The sequence below is a fragment of the Paenibacillus melissococcoides genome (assembly GCA_944800085.1).
In the GTDB taxonomy this organism is placed as follows: Bacteria; Bacillota; Bacilli; order Paenibacillales; family Paenibacillaceae; genus Paenibacillus_B; species Paenibacillus_B melissococcoides.
This window is the reverse complement of the sequence record CALYLO010000001.1, coordinates 1,308,458-1,330,643: the sequence shown is the minus strand read 5'-3', so window position 1 is coordinate 1,330,643 and position 22,186 is coordinate 1,308,458. Positions and strand designations below refer to the sequence as shown.

15 protein-coding genes, 1 pseudogene and 4 riboswitches are annotated in these 22,186 nt (G+C 55.3%); of the genes and pseudogenes, 7 read left to right on the top strand and 9 right to left on the bottom strand.

The genetic code is table 11. From position 1 onward, the window contains the following. Positions 1 to 113 precede the first annotated feature (113 nt). Both OCY70_RS06100 and OCY70_RS06095 read right to left on the bottom strand, forming a co-directional pair. Entirely contained in the window at positions 114 to 374 is a 261-nt protein-coding gene (locus OCY70_RS06100; RefSeq protein ID WP_213431149.1) for a hypothetical protein, read from the bottom strand. Beyond that, positions 326 to 1,204, bottom strand: a complete 879-nt coding sequence (locus OCY70_RS06095; RefSeq protein ID WP_213431150.1) for an SDR family oxidoreductase — start codon at positions 1,202 to 1,204, stop codon at positions 326 to 328. The genes OCY70_RS06100 and OCY70_RS06095 overlap by 49 nt, the downstream gene beginning before the upstream one ends. A gap of 408 nt (positions 1,205 to 1,612) precedes the next feature. Between OCY70_RS06095 and OCY70_RS06090 the strand changes: the two genes are divergently transcribed. Both OCY70_RS06090 and OCY70_RS06085 read left to right on the top strand, forming a co-directional pair. Beyond that, positions 1,613 to 2,857: an IS110 family transposase gene (locus OCY70_RS06090; protein WP_261944499.1), complete on the top strand. Its 1,245-nt coding sequence runs from the start codon at positions 1,613 to 1,615 to the stop codon at positions 2,855 to 2,857. A gap of 370 nt (positions 2,858 to 3,227) precedes the next feature. Next, entirely contained in the window at positions 3,228 to 4,199 is a 972-nt protein-coding gene (locus OCY70_RS06085) for an aldo/keto reductase (protein WP_213429891.1), read from the top strand. A gap of 35 nt (positions 4,200 to 4,234) precedes the next feature. Here OCY70_RS06085 and OCY70_RS06080 read toward each other — a convergent pair. After that, positions 4,235 to 4,698, bottom strand: a pseudogene (locus OCY70_RS06080) (MBL fold metallo-hydrolase); the annotation flags it as partial. 467 nt (positions 4,699 to 5,165) lie between these two features. Between OCY70_RS06080 and OCY70_RS35710 the strand changes: the two are divergent. Together OCY70_RS35710 and OCY70_RS06060 are read left to right on the top strand one after the other, a co-directional pair. Next, a complete protein-coding gene (locus OCY70_RS35710; RefSeq protein ID WP_213429890.1) occupies positions 5,166 to 9,716 on the top strand; it encodes a S8 family serine peptidase in 4,551 nt (1,516 codons plus the stop codon). A gap of 166 nt (positions 9,717 to 9,882) precedes the next feature. Further along, positions 9,883 to 10,707: a DUF2935 domain-containing protein gene (locus OCY70_RS06060; protein ID WP_213429889.1), complete on the top strand. Its 825-nt coding sequence runs from the start codon at positions 9,883 to 9,885 to the stop codon at positions 10,705 to 10,707. Between the two features lie 51 nt (positions 10,708 to 10,758). Here the strand turns inward: OCY70_RS06060 and OCY70_RS06055 are convergent, their stop codons facing one another. Together OCY70_RS06055 and gcvH are read right to left on the bottom strand one after the other, a co-directional pair. After that, positions 10,759 to 10,929: a hypothetical protein gene (locus OCY70_RS06055; protein WP_213429888.1), complete on the bottom strand. Its 171-nt coding sequence runs from the start codon at positions 10,927 to 10,929 to the stop codon at positions 10,759 to 10,761. Positions 10,930 to 11,067: 138 nt separating this feature from the next. After that, positions 11,068 to 11,457, bottom strand: a complete 390-nt coding sequence (gcvH, locus tag OCY70_RS06050) for a glycine cleavage system protein GcvH (protein ID WP_213429887.1) — start codon at positions 11,455 to 11,457, stop codon at positions 11,068 to 11,070. Positions 11,458 to 11,538: 81 nt separating this feature from the next. Further along, a riboswitch (glycine riboswitch) is annotated at positions 11,539 to 11,622 on the bottom strand. A gap of 4 nt (positions 11,623 to 11,626) precedes the next feature. Next, positions 11,627 to 11,733, bottom strand: a riboswitch (glycine riboswitch). Positions 11,734 to 11,893: 160 nt separating this feature from the next. Then, positions 11,894 to 11,989, top strand: a riboswitch (glycine riboswitch). Between the two features lie 3 nt (positions 11,990 to 11,992). Further along, a riboswitch (glycine riboswitch) is annotated at positions 11,993 to 12,103 on the top strand. A gap of 89 nt (positions 12,104 to 12,192) precedes the next feature. Between gcvH and gcvT the strand changes: the two genes are divergently transcribed. From gcvT to gcvPB, 3 genes are read left to right on the top strand one after another with little or no spacing between them, the layout of a single operon-like run. Continuing rightward, entirely contained in the window at positions 12,193 to 13,317 is a 1,125-nt protein-coding gene (gcvT, locus tag OCY70_RS06045; RefSeq protein ID WP_261944703.1) for a glycine cleavage system aminomethyltransferase GcvT, read from the top strand. Beyond that, the gene (gcvPA, locus tag OCY70_RS06040; protein ID WP_213429885.1) at positions 13,314 to 14,672 is read left to right on the top strand and encodes an aminomethyl-transferring glycine dehydrogenase subunit GcvPA; all 1,359 of its coding nucleotides are present in this window, start codon (positions 13,314 to 13,316) and stop codon (positions 14,670 to 14,672) included. The genes gcvT and gcvPA overlap by 4 nt, the downstream gene beginning before the upstream one ends. After that, positions 14,669 to 16,126, top strand: a complete 1,458-nt coding sequence (gene gcvPB / locus OCY70_RS06035) for an aminomethyl-transferring glycine dehydrogenase subunit GcvPB (RefSeq protein WP_213429884.1) — start codon at positions 14,669 to 14,671, stop codon at positions 16,124 to 16,126. Before gcvPA ends, gcvPB begins: the two co-directional genes overlap by 4 nt. Before the next feature lie 123 nt (positions 16,127 to 16,249). On the opposite strand, the gene OCY70_RS06030 is transcribed toward gcvPB, so the two are convergent. The 4 genes from OCY70_RS06030 to OCY70_RS06015 form a co-directional block, all read right to left on the bottom strand. Further along, positions 16,250 to 17,848, bottom strand: coding sequence for a PASTA domain-containing protein (locus OCY70_RS06030; protein WP_213429883.1), 1,599 nt, complete (start codon positions 17,846 to 17,848; stop codon positions 16,250 to 16,252). Between the two features lie 332 nt (positions 17,849 to 18,180). Beyond that, the gene (locus tag OCY70_RS06025; RefSeq protein WP_213429882.1) at positions 18,181 to 18,342 is read right to left on the bottom strand and encodes a hypothetical protein; all 162 of its coding nucleotides are present in this window, start codon (positions 18,340 to 18,342) and stop codon (positions 18,181 to 18,183) included. Positions 18,343 to 18,408: 66 nt separating this feature from the next. After that, positions 18,409 to 19,365, bottom strand: coding sequence for a carbamate kinase (gene arcC / locus OCY70_RS06020; protein WP_261944750.1), 957 nt, complete (start codon positions 19,363 to 19,365; stop codon positions 18,409 to 18,411). A 192-nt stretch (positions 19,366 to 19,557) separates the two neighbouring features. Then, complete coding sequence (locus OCY70_RS06015; RefSeq protein WP_213429880.1) at positions 19,558 to 21,333, bottom strand: ABC transporter substrate-binding protein; 1,776 nt, start codon at positions 21,331 to 21,333, stop codon at positions 19,558 to 19,560. Positions 21,334 to 22,186: the final 853 nt, after the last annotated feature.

The window sequence follows — 22,186 nt, the reverse complement described above, 5'->3', positions numbered from 1 at the left end:
AAGGAGTGTTTTCCCGTGAATTGGCGCGGGATGCGAATCCCGTGGATCTCCAATTCGATCATTGCCGTCTTGCTTTTTGTTCAGTTGGGGCGGGATTCAGTTCGGGCAGTGGATTAGCGCAATCTTGCCTGGCATTCTGCCTGTGCTTCTTGGGGCCTTCGTGTTTTCATCATCGGGATCCGCATCGTTCTGCTCATGGTGCCCCGCCGCAAGAGCCAGCCGGCCGCAGCAATGGCGGAGCCGAAGCTTCTCCCTCGCGGAATAAGCTGACCGACATGCTCCGGCATCCCGGGATCGCGGATGCCGACCAGTCCGGCTGCATCGGCTATGGAGAAGCCGTCATTCTTGGCGTGGCGCTCTCCGCCATATTCCATCCCACTTCCGCCGCACTCACGGCCCACAGCCGCTCCGCCAGCTGCGCATCCTGCGCGCGGCGAGACGCCGGTACCTGACGCTGACGGTAGAAATAAGCGCCCGACACTCCAGCTACATCCGGGCTGGTCGCCAAGTAAATGGCGGTAGCCGCCCCCTCCTCCGGCGTCAGGAAGAACGGGCGCAGCATCGCCATGATGGTTTTGCCGAATCCGGTGCCGCGATCGACGCCGATATTGGTGGCGACCGCCCCGGGATGAAGGCTGTTGGCCGTCACCTTCGTCCCCTCCAGCCGGCGGGCGAGCGCGGAGGTGAACAATAGGTTGGCCAGCTTCGACTGCGCATAAGCCGTGACCGCATTATACCCCCTCGTCAGATGCAGGTCATCGAAATGAATGCGGCCTATCTTGTGAGCGCCGGACGACACATTGATAATCCGTCCCTGCGGCGCTCGCCGCAGGGCTCCCAGCAGAAGATTGGTCAACAGAAAATGTCCGAGATGGTTGACGCCGATATTCTGCTCGAAGCCGTCGCTTGTCGTCTGGCGGCGAAGCGAGACAACCCCCGCGTTGTTAATCAGCCCGTCCAGCGCCGGATAGTTCAGGAGCGCTGCCGCGCAGGCGCGAATGCTGCGCAGCGATCCCAGATCGCAGAGCATGAGCCCGATGCGGTTCGATCCGCTGCGGCGAACCGCTTCCTCCAGCGCCCGCCTCCCCCTCGCTTCATGCCGGCACAGCATGATAACATGGATTCCCTGTCTGGCCAAGGCCACACTGGTTGCCAGTCCCATGCCCGAGTTCGCTCCGGTTACGATCATTACCCGTTCCTTCATTTCGTCCCCTCCCTCGTATAGTATTTCCTAAAGGCAGTTTTGAGTCTTTTTCCAGTCCTTTATAGTAACATAGAATGCCTTCAAAATTTCCAGCTTGCACATTGAAAATTAATATGGGGACTGGACTTTCCGGAATGTCTCTGGACAATGGAACTTAGGGTTCCATTCGGGGAAATTCGTCTCCCTCCTGTAGTCCAATCTACTTTTTAAGTCTGTTTCTCCGGTACTCGCTTGCACTTCTTACCCGCTGGCTGTTCCCTTCGGCAACTCATGCCCGACTGTAGCAGCGTCGGGGCAGCTCATGAACCGAAGCGTGTTCTCATATGCGAGGGTGATTGATCGGCGAGTGCGCCGGAGACAGTCCGGAGAGTCCGTTCCCTGAATCCCTTATAGAAAGGAGGAATTCTCTTGAAGCTTTTTGTCGGTATTGACGTCAGTTCCGAAGAACTGGAAGCCTGTTTGATGAAATCGGATGGCGACACCCTGGAGACCTTCAAGACCACCAACAATCTGCACGGCGCTTCTTACTTGCGGGATCGCATCATTTCTGCTGCGGTCAAGACAGCCTGCTCTGAGGTTCATATCGGGCTTGAAGCCACATCCGTCTACAGTTGGCATCCAGCCATGTACTTGCATGAGGATGAGGCCCTTCAACAATTGAATGCCAAGGTGTTCACCATTAATCCGAAGCTGATTAACAAATTCAAAGACGCTTATGCCGACCTGGACAAAACCGATCGCATCGATGCCTGGATCATTGCAGACCGCCTGCGTTTTGGCAGACTCACGACGACTATCGTGATGCAGGAACAGTACATCGCCTTGCAGCGGCTCACTCGCATGCGATTCCATCTCGTACACAACCTTACCCGCGAGAAGCAATACTTTTTGCAAAATCTGTTCTACAAGTGCAATGCTTTTCGCGCGGAGGTGGACAGTTCCGTGTTCGGCCATGCCATCATGGAAATGCTCTCGGAAAAGTATAGTCTGGATGAGATGGCGAATATGGATGTCGCCCGTTTGGCTGACTATCTCAAGGACAAGGGGAGAAATCGTTTCCCCGATCCCGAACACGTCGCCCGCTGTATTCAAAAGGCGGCTCGGGCCTCGTACCGTCTCTCGAAGGTTGTCGAGGATTCCATTGATTTGGTGCTGGGCACCTCAATTCAGTCGATCCGGAGCATCCAGAGTCAGCTTAAAGAGCTCGACAAGGCGATTGAGCGCATTTTAGACGGCATTTCCAGCAGCCAGTGCCTCCGTTCCATTCCGGGCATTGATCGGGTCTATGCCGCAGGCATCCTGGCCGAGATCGGCGACATCGACCGCTTCACGGATCAAGCCGCCTTGGCCAAGTATGCGGGTCTGACGTGGCGCAAGCACCAATCCGGCTCCTTCGAGGCGGAAGATACAAAGCGCATTCGTTCCGGCAACCGATTCCTTCGCTACTACCTTGTTGAAGCTGCCAACTCGGTAAAAAACCGCGACCCGGAATTCGGGGAGTACTACCGGAAGAAATTCAATGAAGTCCCTAAGCATCAACACAAACGTGCCCTCGTCTTAACGGCAAGAAAACTTGTGCGTCTGGTCGATGTGCTGCTACGCAACGACCAACTCTATACGCCCAGAAGGAAGGTGAAGCCGACAGAGCAATAATGCCTTGGCTCATGAATTTTCTTCTCTAATTCCCAGTTAAATTATGGTATTTTACTTAATTTTCGACTGGGTCTAGTTTGGTGATGCCTTTTTTGGGATTGATCCTGCTGCACGCCAAGGAAATTTTCCAATTCTCATCAATCAGGGACTTGACATCATACCGCTGGACTTGTCCATGAAGCTTTTTTTTCGGCGCCTTCTGGTATATTCGGCTGCGGCCTTCCCTTTTCCTTCTGGACACGGCTCGCCGGACCGTCCGGCAAAGAACGGATCTCCGCTTCCTCCCCCTGCGCATCTGGATATACACCTGCACCTATAGTACACTGGACGAGACAAGCTTCGCATTCTACATCCACTGGAGTGATTCAACATGAATAAGATCCCGATTCAACGGCGCGGACTCGCGGCCAGCCGGCTTGTGCTCGGATGCATGGGGCTGGGAGGGGGCTGGAATGACGAGCCGATAACGGACCAGCATCTCGCAGCGGCGCACGCTGCGGTGGATGCCGCCCTCGCGGCGGGCATCAATATGTTCGACCATGCCGACATTTATACAAGAGGCAAGGCGGAACAAGTCTTCGGGCAGGTGCTGAAGGAACGGCCGGAATTGAGAGAACGCATCGTGCTGCAATCCAAGTGCGGTATTCGCTTTGCGGAAAATGGCATTCCTGGACGCTATGATTTTTCGAAGGAGCATATTTTGCGCAGCGTCGACGGTAGCTTGAAGCGGCTCGGCGTCGAATATCTCGACATCTTGCTCTTCCACCGTCCCGATCCGTTGATGGAGCCGGAAGAGGTCGCGGAAGCGATAGCGGCATTGAAGTCTGCGGGGAAAGTGCGGGCCTTCGGCGTCTCGAACATGAGCGCCGGCCAGATACGGCTGCTCCAGGCATACAGCAAGGAGCCATTCATCGTCAATCAGCTGGAGATGAGTCTGGCCAAAATCGGCTGGCTCGATCAAGGCGTTCACGTGAACCAAGATGCTGCCAAAGAAGATATATTCCCGGAAGGCACACTGGAGTACTGCCGTCTGGAAAATATTCAAATTCAAGCTTGGGGACCGCTCGCGCAAGGGGTCTTCTCGGGCCGGGATCACTCCGATCAGCCGGCTTCGATCCGCGAGACGGCCGAGCTCGTGCAGGCGATGGCCCATGAGAAGGGCACAACGCGGGAAGCGATTATCCTCGCCTGGCTGATGCGCCACCCGGCCGGAATTCAGCCGGTAATCGGCACGGCCAATCCGGAGCGAATCCGCGCATGCGGCGAAGCGGCGAACATCACCCTGACGCGGGAAGAATGGTATTCCCTCTACGTCAGCTCAAGAGGCCGAGCGCTGCCGTAATATAACACACATAAGAAGGGCGATCCGGCAGGCCGCTAACGGCTTGCCGAATCGCCCTTTTTCTCATGCGCGCCGGTTCGATTCCCCGATGGAACATAGCGCCCTTGCGCCGGGATAGCCAGCTTGTCGAATTCCCGGGCCAGCCGCTGCAATTGAACCGTCAGCTCCTCCCCTTCCATCGGCAAGCCATGACCGGTCACGGCCAGCTGCGGCCGCAGCTCTTCAGCCGCTTCACCGAGCGCCACGCCTCATCCCAATCGGGAGTGAAGTAGGCCGGCGGGCCATGGATTTCTTTGGCTTGCCCTATCACATGGAGAGCCGATTCCTGCTTCACGGTGATGAAGGCATCCCCCGCAATCAACGTCCGATCCGATTCCCGGTATAAGGAAACATGACCGGGAGTATGCCCCGGCGTCGGAATCACCCGCCAATCCGGCAGATGCGGAACGCGGCCATCATCGGGCAGCGGTTGGACCCGGTCTCCAAGCTGGATCGCCTCTGTCCTGCCAAGCCATTCATAATCCCTCTCTCCGATGAATGCTGTGTATGATTCGCCCAAGCGGGGCGTCAAGCCCATCCTGTTGCCAGGACGCTTCTTTTATGAAGCTAATTTACCGGCGTTCGTAATAGAAGCCGCTTCAGAACTGGGTAAATGCTTTATTTTTTCTCCTCTCACGCTCTACTTGATTCCTGAAATAGGTCTAACGACCCACCCTCTCTGCGAACGTGTTCTATTGATTTTACAAAATTAGTAATCTTTCAACATTATCCGTCAGGGAATAGAATTGGAATATAGTTAATAGTACCCTTACCCTGAATATGAAATATATGTAAACTTGAATTATGTGATCGACATCATAGACAGACGCCGCTTTTTAATACCTGCCGCAAGAAAGGAGGCTGAGGCCGCATTTTTTCCTTCATCAAGGTTCAACCGGACAGTAAACTAGTAAAGGAGGCTTACGTTTGAGACTGCATTCATTCCGCAAACTCATGTCTTTGGTCCTTAGCGCCTTGCTGCTTGCCGGCATGCTCTTCCCGGGAGTATCGGGCGCGACCGAAAAAATGGACTGGTCCGCATCCGAGACGAAGCAGCAACTCCAGAGCCAAATCAAGGATCAGCTCGCAACCAAGCTGCAACTCCCCCGCATCTCCGAACAGAACTTATCTGGCATCACACCGCAAAACTTTGTACCGCCTTCTGACAGCAGCGACATAATAACCGTAATTGTAGAACTGCAAAACGAACCGTTGAAAGTAACAGAAGCTCAGGCCGCGAATACATACTCCTTTTTCGCCAACGGCGCCGAAAGCGATATCCGGCAAGAGCATAAACAATTCCGCACCGCGCTTAATCAACTGCAAGCCTCAATCCGTTACGAGTTCAGCAATGTTTTCAATGGATTTTCGGTCAGTATCCCAGCCAATAAAGTCGATGATTTGTTGACGATTCCTGGCGTAAAAGCTGTTTTCCCGAACGTGGACATCCAAGCGATTCCGAACGAACCAAGCGTTCATGGCGACAGCACCTATATGCATAAAAGCGCGCCCCATATTGGAGCAAAGCACTTGTGGGAGGATCTCGGCTTAGAGGGAAAAGGCATCAAAGTCGGGGTGCTTGACACCGGTGTCGATTACAACCATCCAAGTCTAAAAGGCGCCTATAAGGGCGGCTATAATTTCGTCGATAATAACGATGATCCAATGGAGACAAGACCTGATGATTCGAAGCCAATAATCGATGGAAAAGAGTATCATACGACCCACGGCACCCATGTCGCGGGAACGATAGCCGGCAGAGGAAATTATGATAATCCCGGCGACAGCGGCAGAGTACGCGGCGTCGCTCCAGAGGCAGATCTGTATGCTTATCGCGTTCTCGGGCCATATGGCAGTGGATCGTCGGAGAATATTGTGCGCGGCATCGAGCGCGCCGTCTATGAAGATAAAGTAGATGTTATCAATCTGTCGCTCGGCGCCGATTACAACTTCCAGTACACCGCGCATTCGGTTGCACTGGACAATGCGACCAAGGCCGGTGTCGTCGTGGCCGTCGCTGCCGGCAATGCGGGACCGAAGCCGCTCACGCTGGGAAGTCCGGGAGGAGCCCATGCAGCCATTTCCGTTGCTGCCTCTTATCCTCCTGTCCTGACTCCGGTGTTTGAAGCTGAAGGCCTGGACAAAAAGTTTTTCTCGCAGCTAGCTACTTCATCTCCCGTACTGGACATAGATAAACCGCTTGATGCGGTCTTTGCCGGATTCGGAAATCCTGATGATTATAAAAACAAAGCCGTCAAAGGGAAACTCGTGGTTGTCTCTCGCGGCGAGATCAGCTTCGGCGACAAATCGAGAAACGCCAAAAAGGCCGGAGCCGACGCACTCATCATTTTCAACAATGAGGCTGGCGAACTGGCCGCCACCCTTGGCGAAGGGGAAGTCGATGAATTCGTTCCTACTTATACCATTTCGCAAGCCGACGGACTTATCCTGAAAAATTATATTACTTCCGGCTCCGTGAAGAAGCTTGTCCGCACCGATGTCGAGGAGCAAGATATGCTCGGCTCCTTCAGTGCCCGCGGTCCTGCGCTGCCGGACTATACGATTAAGCCGGACATTGCCGCGCCGGGCGTCGGGATTACTTCATCCGTTCCGGCCTGGGACGGCAATTACGAGAACGCGTACGGAAGCTCGCAAGGCACGAGCATGGCCTCGCCGCATATCGCGGGAGCTGCCGCATTGCTCGTGGAGTATTCCCGCAAGAATAACCTTGATCTAACCCCGGATGAAATCAAAGCGCTGATGATGAATAATGCAGTAGATCTCAAGGATCGTACGGGGGAACGGTATAAATTGACCGAACAAGGAGCTGGACGGATTGACCTGAAGCGCAGCGTCGAGGCTCCGGCGATCGCCTTGGTGCAAGAGACCGCGAACGTCGCGGTAAAAGATAAACCGGGGGCACCGTTCGAATATGAAACGGGCAGCCTCTCATTCGGAGCAGTTTCTCCGGATAATACGTTTAAGAAAACGGTGCTGCTGAAGGGCATCTCCAATACGAGTCAGCAATATTCGGTCTCCATCGATTGGCCTGCTGATGGCGGAACCTTAACGTCGAGTGAGGAAACAGTAAGCCCAGGACAAACGTTCGATGTCACCTTGCAAATACCGCCGAACGCCAATGGGAATTACGAAGGGCATGTCGTTCTGACAGGCGATGGCGGCCATGAGATCAGGCTTCCTGTGAGCGTGTATGTCGGCAAACAATTTGAAGTGCCTGCTATTGGGGAGATTGAGGTCAGTCCCAACATCTTGGCGCCGAACGGGCATCCTGAGCATAATACGACAAAGGTAAGCATCCAGGTCAACAAGAAAATCACAGATTTCAAATTAACTGTCCTGGATTTGAATGGCAAAGAAATCGGGGATGCGCACGTAACTACAGCCGAACAAAACCCTGGCATTTTGCCTGTCGATTGGGACGGAAGTCTGGTTGGGGACAATTCTGTCACTCCGAAAGACGGTTTATATTCTATGGTTCCTGTTGTTAACGGCAAACGTTTGGATGATCTACGCACTCTTTTCCTAATCGACAGTACGCCTCCTCAAGTCAAGATTGATGAGCCGGTGATTCGGGTTGATAACCCGCAGGAACGCAAAGGAAAAATTACAGGGACTGTCTACGACACAATTTTGGAATATGTGAATTCTCCGATTCAGGATCTCATTGAGATGAAGGCCGTCGACAAGGATACAAATGAAGAATATAAGGTCAACATTAATTCATACGGTAGCTTCACCATCGACATCCCGCATCTGAAGGACGGACTTAATGAATTTGACATTTATGCATGGGATTATGTCAAGAACGGATATGAGACCCCGTCCCGGACGGTTTCATTCGACTTTGATCCGAATGCAGTCTATGCCAATGTGAAGACAGAGAAAAAACAAGCGTTTACCGGAGAAGAGTTCAAGGTAGATATCGGCTTCTCTGTCACTGAAGCAGTATACTCTGCATCCTATGCATTGGTTTATGATGCTTCATTAACAGATGTTCGCGTCGAGCCGAGCGTTACCTTTGCAACATATTTGCAAAAAAATCATCCGGATGTCGAATTAAGTTTTACAAAGGATCTTAAAGTAGAAGGTAATTTGAAGACCCTCCTGGTGACTACCAGCATGCCGCCATCTGCGGCGTATTCGGGAGATGGCACTTTTGGCACCGTCGTATTCTCCAGCAAGGAGCCAGGAGCCTACAAATTCTGGCTGCTTGATTTGGAGCTGGAAACCGTTGAGCCCGTAAAACTTGTATACGGAGCGCCGGACTGGATTGAGATCTTGGACGCACCGAAGCCGCCAGACCCAGAACCTGAACCAAAGCCAGAACCAAAACCGGAACCTGGCCCAAGCTCAGGCGGATCGTCTTCCAGCAGCTCCTACTCCTCCGCTCCGTCGCAGCCTGCCGGGAAGACCTTGAAGGCGGGTACCTTCACGGTAACCGAGAAGGACGGCAAGAAGCAGGGATTGCTGCTTGTATCTTCGACAGCTATTAGCTCGCAGCTAAGCGACAAGGAAGCGGCTGAAGTGAAGCTGGATATCGCGGATATCGCCTGGAACGACGTCAATCTGACGGATATCCGGATCACCCGCACGCTGGCGGAGCAGCTTACCGCTTCCGGCAAAACGCTGCTGCTGTCCGGGAAAGATTTCGAAGTGCTCATTCCTGCCGAGTCGCTCGCTGACTTTATCGGGAAAAATGGCGATCTGACCGTACGCCTGGCGCTGGCGCCGCTGACGGAAGGCGGGCAAGCGTCCGCACTGAGACAGGTCGCTCCGGGATTGACCATTCAAGGCGAGAAGGAGACGGTCACCAAGCCGATCCGTGTCGGTCTGAAATGGAGCTCCTCCGCCGTGAAGGATGCCCGCAAGGTTGGCGTCTACGGCAAGGATGCGAAGGAGGCGTGGACGTACTACGCTCCTGGCGTTCGCTGGGATAAGGACGGCGTCCGCTTCACTACGGCGTCGCTCGGATCCTATACGGCGCAGGAATCGTCCAAGACGTTCGATGATATTCACACCCACTGGTCCAAAGATAAGGTCGAGGTCGCAGCCGCTCACCAGTTAATCGAAGGCAAGGGCAGCTTGAATATGTTCAAGCCGAACGATCTGGTCACCCAAGCGGAGTTCGCCTCGCTGCTTGACCGTCTTACCGGTTCCGGCAAGACATGGAAAGACCGGATTGCCGAGCCGGGAGCGCGTGACCCGCTGACGCGCGAGAAAATGGTCGTCATGCTGGTGCAGGCGCTGCAGTTGAACACGGATGACGCTCCGGCGCTCGGCTTCGCCGACCAGGCGAAGATCGGAGCGGATGCCCGTGCCGCTGTCGCGGCCGCCGTGAGCCGCGGCTATATTCAAGGCATGGGCGGCAACAAGTTCTCTCCAGAGGGAACGTCGACCCGCGCCCAAGCGGCCGCGGTCCTCGCCCGCGTGCTGATCGATATGCAATCGAATTCGTAATATCGGCCTGACGCGGCCAAGACCCAACCGCTGTCCTTCGGGGCAGCGGTTGTTGCATGTCGGGACGGCTGCACAGAGATATGGCATGCGAGACAATCCGTACCACATACGATGACAATAGAACGGATTTTGGCTCGTCATCCATCATCTGCAAAGGAGAATGTACATGTATAGTCATCAGCCCCAGGCGGCTCCGGCGGGTTCGCTCTTGTTCGAGCACCGCTTCTGGCTGCAAATATTGGGAGATCATTCCCGCTTCATACTGGACGCCCTGTCGCCGCGGGAAGCGAAGGATATTCGTCAGGCGGATCAGTTCATCCGGCGGTTCGATGAGCTCCTGAATCAAGCCCGCCAGGCCTCCTCGGAGTCCCAAGCCCTTGCCATCGCCGCCGAAGCGCATGCCGCGACGATGGAATTGAAGAATTTCAAGCTTGATCTGCTGCGCCGATTGCTGCTCGGCCAAGTTACCGTATTTCTTCCGCCTACCTTTTTCAATCATATGCTCAATGAGCTGCAAGAGTATGTCTATATTCTCGATGCTGTCCGGGCCGGCAAGCCGGTGCCGCTGTTCGAGGCGCTTCATTATGATCTGGTGTGGCTGTCGGACGCTTCCGGCCATGCTTCGGCGATCGCGTCCAATCTGGATGCGGTGGAGAGGAGGTTGATCGAGAAGAGCCGCGAATTCGAGAAGCATTTCGATGATTATTACAAGAAGGCGGTCGAAATGGTCGGCTACTTGCGGACCCAGCTCCGCCGCTTCCCGGCGCTGGAGCGGTTCCACCGCGATGTGAACCTGGAGATTAAGCTGTTCACGAAGTTCCTGCTGGAGCTGGAGGAAATGGAGTTAAACGCGGAGACGCTCGATATTATCAGTCCGCTGATGCCGGATCATATGGCGCGGGAGGAATGCTACTACCTGATCAAATTGGCCCAGGCCGGCGCCGTTCCTTCCCCGGGATGCGATCCGACCACGCCGCGGGTTCAAGGCTGAAGAAGCCCCCCAGTTCCGGGAACTGGGGGGCTTGCGGTGCATGGACGCGTATTACTCGGACAGCTTCGTATCCGCATCGCGTGCGGCTTGCCCCTGCTGAGCGCCTTCCAGATCCGCTCCGAACTCGGCTTCTCGTCCTTCGATATCCGGTATTCTGTTCAGCTTCGTCGTCTGCACTTCCGCCTTCGTCGCTTGGTCGCGGTTTTGTTCTTGGTTGTTCATTTCGGCAGCTCTCCATTTCGCATATATTGATGTACACCGTTAGTATGCAGGAAGGAGAGCCGCTTTATTCATAGATGTTCCGTTATTCTCATGTTCATGTATCCGCATCGTACCGCGGGCGGAATTGCAGACCATTCCCTACTCGATATGCTTCCGGTATCCCTCTGCGGTGAGCAGATGCTTCATCGCTTCCTCCGGATCGCCCTCCAGTTCCACCTCGGCAATCCAGCCGCCCTCATACGGTTCGCTGTTCACCTTCTCGGGGCTATCCTCCAGGTCGGTGTTGACCTTGGTCACCGTTCCCGATACCGGGCAGTACAGCTCCGATACCGTCTTGACCGACTCGATCGACCCCATGCTGTCGCCCGCCGATAAAGCGGTTCCAACCTCGGGGAACTCGATGAAGACGATATCTCCCAATTCCGCCTGCGCATGATCGGATATCCCGATGCGCACGGTCCGCCCTTCGACGACGGCGACCCATTCATGCTCCTCGCTGTACAACAGATTCTCTTTTACTTCGCTCATGTTCACGCTCATTCCTCTCTCATTATTATCGCAATTCGCCGGCACAGCAAAAAAGACAGATCAAAGACTCGTTTGCCTCTTCTCTGTCCCGGGTGCCTGAGAGTTTGCCCGGCTGCCCGCGGCAGGCCGGTATTCCCCTTGGGCGGCTGTACGCTCTCTCCAGAGGTGCGTCGGACGACGGTGCTTCTACCTGAGAGATTCCTCGCCGAACGGCGGTTCGGCGGCTTGCTCCTTCGGTGCCGGGACTTGAAGCCCGGTCTCTCCCGCTCGTCTTCATTCGCGGTATGTGATCTTGTTCCAATTTTACATCTATAGCGTAGTTCAGCTTCCCCTCCATGTCAATATGAGAATCATTTTCGCGGAAGTTCGCAGAAATGGATTGACAATGTCAGGAAGGTTCGAGTAATAATGAAGGTATGACAATTGCACATTGCGAATGATGGTAAAGGGAGAGAGTACTGCGAGACAGTAACGCCGAAGGAGTAAGCCCGCCACGGGTGAATCTCTCAGGCAAAAGGACGTTTACCGGACGCGCCTCTGGAGAGCACCCGCCGCAAGCAGGTCACCCAAGGGGAAACTTATGAGCCGGCTTCGGCAGACGGAAGCCGGATGATCATGAGGTAACTCTCAGGTACACAGGACAGAGCGTAAGAAGGCATCCGCCGGAAGCGGATCGGCCTTTTTTCGCCTGTCCTTTTTTTGAGTTCCATTCATTATGCATATCGAGGTGATGTCATGTCCACGTTACAACGCACGCCCCTATTTCCGAAGTATGCCGAACATCCTTCCGTCCGCTGCATCGATTTCGGCGGCTGGGAGCTCCCGGTGCAATTCAGCGGCATCCAGCGGGAGCACGAGGCCGTACGGCAGCAGGCCGGCCTGTTCGATGTATCGCACATGGGCGAGCTATTCGTGAGCGGTTCTGCCGCATTCTCCTTTTTGCAAAAGATGACGACGAATGATCTGTCCAAGCTGGAGGACGGCAAGGCGCAGTACTCCCTGCTCTGTTATCCGCACGGTGGCGTCGTTGACGACCTGCTCGTCTACCGTCTTGCGGAAGATCGCTATATGCTGGTCGTCAATGCGTCCAATACGGACAAGGTTGTCCAATGGGTGCAGGACCATGCAGAGAAGGGCGTCCATATCGACAACGCGTCTTCCCGCACTGCCCTGCTGGCGCTGCAAGGACCGCAGGCGCTGTCCATTATGACGCAGGCCACCGAAGCGGCTGTCGGCAATTTGAAATCGTTTCACTTCTTGTCCGATGTCCAGGTGTGCGGCGTTCGGGCTCTCGTCTCGCGCACAGGCTACACGGGCGAGGATGGCTTCGAGCTCTATATCGCGGCGGACGATGCGCCCCATCTGTGGTCGGAGCTGCTGCGGATCGGCGAACCGTTCGGGCTCGTTCCGGCAGGCTTGGGGGCCAGAGACACGCTTCGCTTCGAAGCGAAGCTGCCCCTGTACGGCCAGGAGCTGTCCGAGCAGATTACGCCGCTGGAAGCGGGGCTTGGCTGGTGCGTGAAGCTGAACAAAGGAGAGTTCATCGGCAGAGAAGCGATCGCCAAGCAGAAGGAAGAAGGAGTTCCCCGCCGCTTGGCCGGCATCGAAATGATCGATCGCGGCATCCCGCGGACCCATTATCCCGTCTACGCGGGCGATAAGCTTATCGGAGAAGTGACGTCCGGCACGCAATCCCCTACCTTGAAGCGGAATCTCGGCCTGGCGCTCATTGAATCGCCATATGCCGAACTGGACACGGAACTGGAAGTAGAGATTCGCGGCAAGCGGCTCAAGGCCCGCGTCGTCGCCGCCCCATTCTATCAACGCCCTACTACAACCAAGGGAGGTTCGCCTACATGACCAAGACACATCGCTATATTCCGATGACCGAGCAGGACGAGCGGGACATGCTCGCGGCGATCGGCGCGGCATCGATCGCCGAGCTGTTCCGCGACATTCCGGAAGCGGTCCGCTACAAGGGCCGGCTTCCGATATCCGAGGCGCTGGACGAAGCGGCCCTGCTGCGCCATATGCAGGAACTGGCCGCCCGCAACGCCAACCTCGATCAATATGCGAGCTTTCTTGGGGCGGGGATCTATGACCATCATATTCCGGTCGTCATCAATCACGTAATCTCTCGTTCCGAGTTCTATACCGCCTATACGCCATATCAGCCGGAAATCAGCCAGGGAGAACTGCAGGCCATATTCGAATTCCAATCCTATATATGCGAATTGACCGGCATGAAGGTGGCCAATGCGAGCATGTATGACGGGGCGACCGCGCTGGCGGAAGCCGGGGTGCTGGCAAGCGCCGTTACGAAGAGGAAGCGGATCGTTGTCTCCCGTACCGTGCATCCGGAAGCGCGGCAGATCCTGCATACGAGCGCCCGCGGACTCGGCATGGACATTGTGGAGGCGCCCGATGCGAATGGAGTGACCGATCTGGAGAAGCTGGAGGCGCTCATGACGGACGACACGGCTGCGGTCATCGTGCAATCGCCTAACTTCTTCGGCTGCATCGAGGATGTGCGCGCCATCGAACCGATGATTCACGGGCGCAAAGGATTGCTTATTATGAGTGCCAATCCGCTGTCGCTCGGCCTGCTGGAGAGCCCGGGACAGCTCGGCGCCGACGTCGTCGTCGGAGACGCCCAGCCGTTCGGCATCGCTTCCTCGCTGGGCGGTCCGACCTGCGGCTACTTCGCCGTATCCGAGCCGCTGATGCGCCGCATACCTGGCCGGATCGTGGGCCAGACCAAGGATCGCGACGGCAAGCGGGGCTTCGTGCTGACGCTGCAAGCCCGCGAGCAGCATATCCGCCGCGAGAAGGCGACGTCCAACATTTGCTCGAACCAGGCGCTGCTGGCTTTGAGCGCTTCCGTCTATTTGTCCGTGATGGGCAAAGCCGGCATCCGCGAGGTCGCGAATCTGAACATCCAAAAGGCGCATTACGCCGCCGATCGGATAACGCAATCGAAGGCCCTGTCCCTTCCATTCACCTCGCCGTTCTTCAATGAATTCCTGGTCAAGCTGCCGGATGGCGTCTGCCCGGCGGCCTTGAACGCCGCCCTGATGAAGGAAGGATTCATCGGCGGACTGGATGTATCCCGTTACTATCCGGAGCTGGCGGGCCATATGCTGATCGCCGTGACGGAACGCCGGACGAAGGCGGAAATCGACCAATTTGCCGCACGATTGGAGGATGCTGTATGAGACCGGAGAAAAAGCTGATCTTCGAGCTGAGCAAGCCGGGGCGAACCGCTTATTCGCTGCCAGAATGCGATGTTCCCCAGCGGGATATCGAAGAAATGATACCGGCGGCGATGCTCCGCCAGCAGCCGGCGGAATTGCCGGAAGTGTATGAAGTCGATGTTATCCGCCATTACACCGAGCTGTCGCGCCGCAACTTCGGCATCGACAACGGCTTCTACCCGCTCGGCTCCTGCACGATGAAGTACAATCCGAAGATTAATGAAGATGCCGCCCGCTTGGCGGGCTTCGCCAAAATTCACCCGTATCAGCCGGCGGAGAGCATTCAAGGCGCACTGGAAATGTTGTATACCCTCCAGCAGGATCTGGCCGCGCTGACGGGGATGGACGAGGTTACGCTACAGCCGGCGGCAGGCGCTCACGGGGAATGGACGGGCCTGATGATGATCCGGGCCTACCATGAGAGCAAGGGCGAGCACCGGACCAAGGTTATCGTCCCTGACTCGTCTCACGGCACGAACCCGGCGAGCGCGACGGCGGCCGGACTGGATACGATTACGATCCCCTCGGATGAACGGGGGCTGGTCGATCTTGAGGCGCTGCGGGCGGCAGTCGGTCCGGATACGGCGGCGCTCATGCTTACCAATCCGAGCACGCTCGGCTTGTTCGAGGAGCATATCCTCGCGATTGCCGATATCGTCCACGAAGCCGGCGGCCTGCTGTACTATGACGGCGCGAATTCCAACGCCATTATGGGCATCACCCGTCCGGGAGACATGGGCTTCGATGTCGTGCATTTGAATCTGCACAAGACGATGAGCACGCCGCATGGCGGCGGCGGTCCCGGGGCCGGCCCGGTCGGCGTCAAGAGCATACTGGCGCCATACTTGCCGAAGCCGCTCATTGTGAAGAAGGAAGACGGCAGTTACGGATTCGAGGAAGAACGGCCAACCTCGATCGGCAGGGTCAAAGCATACCTTGGCAACTTCGGCATTCTCGTGCGCGCGTACACCTATATGCGCACCTACGGGCCGGACGGTCTTCGCCGCGTATCCGAATGCGCGGTGCTGAACGCGAACTACATGATGCACCGGCTGGCGCCGTACTTCGAGGTACCGTATCCGGGCGTATGCAAGCATGAATTCGTCATCTCCGGCAGCGGCTTGAAGCAATATGGCGTTCGCACGCTGGACGTCGCCAAGCGTCTGCTTGACTTCGGATTCCATCCGCCGACCATCTACTTCCCGCTTAATGTCGAGGAATGCATGATGATTGAGCCGACCGAGACCGAGAGCAAGGAGACGCTCGACGCTTTCATCGACACGATGATTCAGATTGCGAAGGAAGCGGAAGAACAGCCGGATCTGCTGCTTAACGCGCCGCATCGCACCGATGTGAGAAGGCTGGACGAGACGCTGGCCGCGCGCAAGCCGGTCTTGAATTGCGCTTGCAACTAACGAATAAAGAAGCCCTCGCCCCTGCGCTTGAATGGCGCGTCTGGGAGCGGGGGCTTCTTTTTCCTGCAGCAAGCAAAAAGGAGAACTGCCCCTTCATCGGCAGTTCTCCTTCTCTTCCTAAGCTTATTTCTGTTCCCGGCTAATATAGAAAGTGACTCGGTCGCCCTTCTTGATCGGTGCGCCTGCTTCCGGCTCCTGCTTGAAGATCTGGCCAGCCGGCTGCTCATCGCTGTTCTCCTTGAAATACTGCCAGCGAAGGCCCGCAGCCTTGACTTGCTCCTCAGCCTGCTCCAGCGTCAGACCGATCAGGCTCGGAACCTCCACTTCTCCTTCGCCCGGCTGTCCCGCTTCAGCAGGAGGCGTCTCCGTCCCCGGATTCGCCGGATCGGCCGGCGTTCCCGTGTCTGGCGTCCCGGTTCCCGGCGTAGTCGTCCCTGGATCTGTCGTTCCAGGCTCGGTTGTGCCCGGCTGCTGCGTATCCGGCTGCGTTGGCGTTCCCGTATTCGTATCCGGCTGCTGCGATCCTTGGCCGGCACTGCTGCCGCTATCGATGCTCGAGCTCGATGAGCCCCCGTTCGAACTTGAGGAGCCTCCGTCCGAGCTGACGGACGTATCCGGATCGGCAACGGAACCGTTATCGCCGCCATCCGGAACGACAGCGCCATTATCGGCATTGTCGCCGCTGCCGCCCGGCTGTTCCGCCGCCGCGTCGGAGCCGCCTTCTTGCCCCGGCTCGGTCACCGCCACCGGCTCATTGTCTTTGGAGAGCGAATTGGCCCAGATAACGGCTCCGCCCAGGACAGCGAAAAAGACGCACACGCAGGCAACGATAAGCAGCATCTTGCTTCCGTTGAAGGAAGCGGCTTCCTTGCGCTCGTAATCATCGTCATCCTCTTCTTCGGCCAGCTCCTCGTCTTCTTCCGCATCATCCGGCTCCGCTTCGTCAAGAGGACGCCGGGGCGGCAATTCCTCAAGCGGAGGAGGGGCCGTGAATACGGGCGTCGCCACCTCGCGGCTGGCCTGCATCGGCGCGTCCGGCTGCTCGAGAATCTCCCGCAGCCCGACCATGAAGGTGAACAGTGAGGCATCTCCCGTGTGCACCTTCCTCATCAGCTTCAGAACCAAATCTCTCTGCACATCATTCAAGTCCTTCAATGCGCCGTACAAGCGAGTCTCGACGACATCGAATTGCGAAGGGACATGCGGATGAAGCGTGCAGAGCTGATACAGCAGCCGGTACAAGGCGGTGGTGCCGTGCTCCCCTTCCTCCGCCTGGGTCCAGTAGTTCATAATAATCAGTTGATTATCCGCCGTCACCCACACATTATCAATCGTGACCGGGAATCGGCTGACCCCTTCCTCCAGCGCTTCCTGGATGCTGGTGCCCAGCTCGTAGATCATGGACAGCACCTTCTCCGAGCTCAAGGCGTGCCGCTGCGCATATTTCACTAACGGCATGCCGCTGTACGCCATAAACACCACGTAGAAGTCCTGTCCGGACATGCCCGCATTCAGCATATGGAAAAATCGGTTATTGGAAAAATGCGATACATTCCCGAATGCGTTGCGGTATTCCTCTGCGCGGCCCGAATCGGTATTTTCGACCACATAAATAAATACGTCCCGCTGCAAAGACATATCGACGGCTTCATAGAGAATGCCGCCGCCCAAGTGAAAGATGACGGAATTCAGCTGATAACGTTCTGCTATGTAAGTGCTCATACAGTAACTCCTTTTTCCATGGTAAGGGACGTTGAGCCCCCTTGTGTCATTATGAGGCATCAGCCGCCGTTTTGCAAAGCTCCCCTACATTAGACGGTCCAATCCGCCGTTCGGTTGCGCCCCCAAGCAAAACGAGTCAGACACATATACTATTACGGTCTTCAGTATAGCATAGTTCCATAGATATTCATTACTGACCTGGGGTGTCATTATTTTCCGTATTCTTGCTTTCGTTAGCCATGCCCATTTTCGATGACGGCTTTCTTCTATTATAAATAAGAGCCGTCCTGCATGCGTTTCGGCATCGCAGAACGGCTCATGGCTCCGGCTCGTTAACCTTGGTTGTCGTCGCCGGTCCGATCCAGAATGAGATTGGTAACGGAAGTCGAGTCGCCGCGTTCAATTTCTTCCGGAGTCGCCTTTTCTTTCAAATTATCCAGCTCCATGCCAGGCGCGAAGGTCGGCCCGGATTGCTTCTTCTGCTTATCGTTCATCAATAGACATTCCTTTCACCATAGGCTCTCTCTTATTGTTCCTGTCAAGCCGCGTATCTATGTGCCCTATTGATGATAACTCGCCGCTTCGGCGGTCTCTGGAACAATGCGCGTGCCTGCCAGACCGGACAGCGCGAGATCCGCCCGATCGAGCGAGCAAATTATCGCGGTTCCCCCGCGTGCGGCGAAGGACGCGGCAGCCTCCACCTTCGGGCGCATACTGCCTTGGCTGAAATGCCCCGCTTCCATATATTCAGCCGCACCGGATGGGGTCAGGCTGGTCAGAGGCCGCTGCTCCGGACGGCCATAGTCGGCATAGACGTGCTCGACGTCAGTCAGAATAAGCAGCACATCGGCTTGTATCTCGCGAGCGAGCCTGAAGCTGCTGAAATCTTTGTCAATTACGGCCTCAATGCCTGTATAGCTGCCGTCTTCCTGCCGGACAACCGGAATCCCGCCTCCCCCGCAGGCAATGACAATCTGGTTCAATTCGAGCAGTTGCCTTACGACGTCTGCTTCCACAATCGCTTGAGGCCGCGGAGACGGGACAACACGCCGCCAGCCCCGGTTCGCATCCGGCTTCAACTGCCAGCCTTTGGCGGTCATAAGCCGCTTCGCTTCCTCCTCCGTGTAGAAGCTGCCGATCGGCTTGCTCGGATTGCCGAAGGCCGGATCGTCCGCCGCCACCTCCACTCTCGTAATCAAGCTGACAACCGAATGGCCGTGGCCGCCCTTTGCCAGCTCATTGCGCAATAATTGCTGAATCATAAAGCCGATGAAGCCTTGGCTCTGGGCCGTGCATACATCGAGGGGCAGCGGCGGCACTTCCGCCTGCGCTTCTTCCTGCTGGCGCAGCAGATTGCCGACCTGTGGTCCATTGCCATGCGTAATGACGAGCCGGTGTCCTTGCCCGGCCAATCGGGCCAACACGCTGCAGCTTCGCCGCACGTTCGCCAATTGATTCGCATAGGTGGCCTCCTGCCCTGGCTGCAGAATGGCATTCCCGCCCAATGCGGCAAGAATGGTAAGCTGCTCTGTCGGTCTATGTACAGTCAGACGAATCCGCTCCTTCCGTGATTGATGGATATGACGCTGTAAACGATTGGATCAAGGCTATCATAGAATCATAGGACAGATGGCAAATATTATCAAGACCTTTTCCTGTCACAAAAAACCCTCTCCCGTCAGAACGGGGGAGGGTTCGGCAACAGTGGATTAATTAATCATCAATGCATCTACGCCATAAGAGAAGTCGCGGTAAGGACTCATATCGAGCCCCGTGAAGCGTGCATTATTGCCCCACATATCGCGGCGCTGGTACATAAAGATGTATGGCAAATCCTCATTGATTTCTTGATACAGCTCTTTGTAGATCGCTTTGCGTTCCTCCATATCCAGTGTTTTTCCGCCTTTTTCGAACAGCTCGTCGACTTTGTTGTTGGAGTAGCCGATTTCGTTCCAGGATCCTCCGGTAACGAAGATATTTTGTGCTCCTTGCGGATCCGGATCAAGGCGCCAAGCCATGAACAGCATATCAAAATCGCCCTTCTTCCGCTTCTCAACGACGGCGTTGAAGTCCATTTGTTCGGCAACGAATTCGATGCCCAATTCCTTGTAGTTCGCTTGCGCTACCGGAATAATCGCGTCATTCACCACATTCGGCGATGTAGCGGTAAAGTTGATCTTGAATTTCTCGCCGTCTTTCTCACGTATGCCATCCGCGCCAACCTTCCAGCCCGCCTCTTCAAGCAGTTGCTTCGCTTTTTCCAGGTTGAACTCGTATTTGTTCACTTCATCGGTATAGGCCCAGGACAGCTTCGATTGCGGTACGTTGATGACCTCGGCATACCCCTGGTATACGGCTTCCACGATTTGCTCGCGGTCCAGGCCGTACGCCAATGCCTGCCGTACCTTCACATCCTGGAACTTTGCCCGGTTATGGTTAAAGGCGATGTAGCCATAGCCATTGGTCGGGAACAAGGAAATATCGAGGAAGCCCATTGATTTAAGCAGCTCGAAGTTGTCAAGGTTCGCGGAGATGAAGTCCATATCCGTATCCCCGGTCTGCAGCAGCTGCGCGTTCGTCTCGTCGGTCGTGAACTTGTAGATCAGCTTCGGGATCTTCGGTGCGCCATTGAAATAGTTCTCATTGGCGACAAAGGATACGTCCTGGCCGGCCTGGAATTTATCCAGCTTGTATGGCCCGTTGCCAAGCGGCTTCGTGAACAGGTCGTTCATGTAGCTCAAATTGCCTTGCTTGTAATCTTTTCCGTAATAAGCTTTGGAGAGAATGCCAGTCGCGCCGATAGAGGACTGCGCCAAGGCGCTCGGCTCAATCGTTGTAAACTCAATGGTGAGAGGATCGATAACCTTGATGCCTTCAATGGAGGTTGCTTTGCCGTCAAAGTATTCCCTGCCGCCTTTGATTTTGGCCTCCCGGAGGATATCCATTGGACCGTCATACGACTTGTCATGCAGGACGGTAATCGTAAAGGCGACGTCTTCCGCCGTCAGCGGCGAACCGTCGCTGAACTTCAGGCCTTCCTTCAGCTTGTAGGTGTGGGTCAAATTATCCGGGGAAACTTCGTACTTCTCCGCCAGCAACGGCGCATACGTCCCGTCCTTCTGCACTTCCAGCATCGCCCTGAACAATGTTTTCGTCACGTAATTATCATAAACCGTTTCCGCGTAAAGCGGATGGAAAATTCCAGCCGGAGCCTGCATGCCGATGATCAGCGTGTCTGTCCGGGCCGTGGCGTTAGCCGGCGATTTGCTCGGATCGGAAGCCTTTACAATCCCTTCGTTGACGAACTCGGCTTCTTCCGGGTCGGCAGCCTGTTCTCCATCCCCCTTCTTCTTCGGCTCATTGCCCTGCTGTTCTTGACCCGGTTCCTTGGACGGTTCCGCGGCATCGCCGCCACCGCCGCATGCCGACAGCATCAGCGCAAGCGACAGCAGCAAGCACAGAAAAATAACCCAACTTTTCTTCACTTCACAACTCCCCCTACATTCATATAATAATTATGTTGACACTAAGCAGTAACAAAGTTATTGGTCTGCCAGCAAGCGGCAAACGATGAAACCAACTTTTCGAACTTTGGTCAAATAATTATGCAGGAATCTTGTTGTTTGTGTATAAGCCAGGCAGTTATAGAATATAATACTTGCCTATCAATGTTTTGTAAATCCCTAGGATTGAAATTGGAATAGAATATGATGGTGTCTATTCTGAACAGGGAGTGTCCCAAAAGTAGTATTTCACTACAGTGAGACAGCCCCCCTGATTCGCAAAGCTCGACTCGCCGAAAAACTGCAAAACTACACTTTTCCTTTATGACGTGTACTCCGTTACAGGGAATCCTGCAAAACGGAATCAATTTCTGACTATTCATATCGATAAAAGACAAAAATCGATGAACATCATGTAATTTTGCAGGAATTTCATCAAATAGCGGCTTAAAGAGCAGAAATTGATGCATCCACGCAGCATTTTACTTCTTCATCCATCTTCCACCAGTTTGCGCCGCCGTTTTTCCCGCATCCGCATTCTCTGTTAACTCGTCTTCTCCATCATTTTGCAGCGCCTGTGAGACACCCCCTTTTTTTCTTTTTGTTTTGGTGTCTAGTATAGTCTATTCCTAGGAAAGACGTTCATTCGCCCCATTTCGTCCCCACCGCCCCCATTGATTAGTTTGCGTATAGATGTGAATAGGAAAAGCCCTGGGATAATGTGGCTCATCTTTTCCCAAATGCGTCGTGCACGGGGCGCCCGCATCTGAGGCAGGTATACGCTCCTCGAGAGCCATCTTCCTTTCATGTTGGCCATGCAGCTACACAGAGATTC

Bases quoted from the DNA above. Each gene is read 5' to 3' on its own strand.
- OCY70_RS06100 (WP_213431149.1), bottom strand. From the start codon at position 374: ATGGAATATGGCGGAGAGCGCCACGCCAAGAATGACGGCTTCTCCATA.
- OCY70_RS06095 (WP_213431150.1), bottom strand. From the start codon at position 1,204: ATGAAGGAACGGGTAATGATCGTAACCGGAGCGAACTCGGGCATGGGA.
- OCY70_RS06085 (WP_213429891.1), top strand. From the start codon at position 3,228: ATGAATAAGATCCCGATTCAACGGCGCGGACTCGCGGCCAGCCGGCTT.
- OCY70_RS06060 (WP_213429889.1), top strand. From the start codon at position 9,883: ATGTATAGTCATCAGCCCCAGGCGGCTCCGGCGGGTTCGCTCTTGTTC.
- OCY70_RS06055 (WP_213429888.1), bottom strand. From the start codon at position 10,929: ATGAACAACCAAGAACAAAACCGCGACCAAGCGACGAAGGCGGAAGTG.
- gcvH (WP_213429887.1), bottom strand. From the start codon at position 11,457: ATGAGCGAAGTAAAAGAGAATCTGTTGTACAGCGAGGAGCATGAATGG.
- gcvT (WP_261944703.1), top strand. From the start codon at position 12,193: ATGTCCACGTTACAACGCACGCCCCTATTTCCGAAGTATGCCGAACAT.
- gcvPA (WP_213429885.1), top strand. From the start codon at position 13,314: ATGACCAAGACACATCGCTATATTCCGATGACCGAGCAGGACGAGCGG.
- gcvPB (WP_213429884.1), top strand. From the start codon at position 14,669: ATGAGACCGGAGAAAAAGCTGATCTTCGAGCTGAGCAAGCCGGGGCGA.
- OCY70_RS06030 (WP_213429883.1), bottom strand. From the start codon at position 17,848: ATGAGCACTTACATAGCAGAACGTTATCAGCTGAATTCCGTCATCTTT.
- OCY70_RS06025 (WP_213429882.1), bottom strand. From the start codon at position 18,342: ATGAACGATAAGCAGAAGAAGCAATCCGGGCCGACCTTCGCGCCTGGC.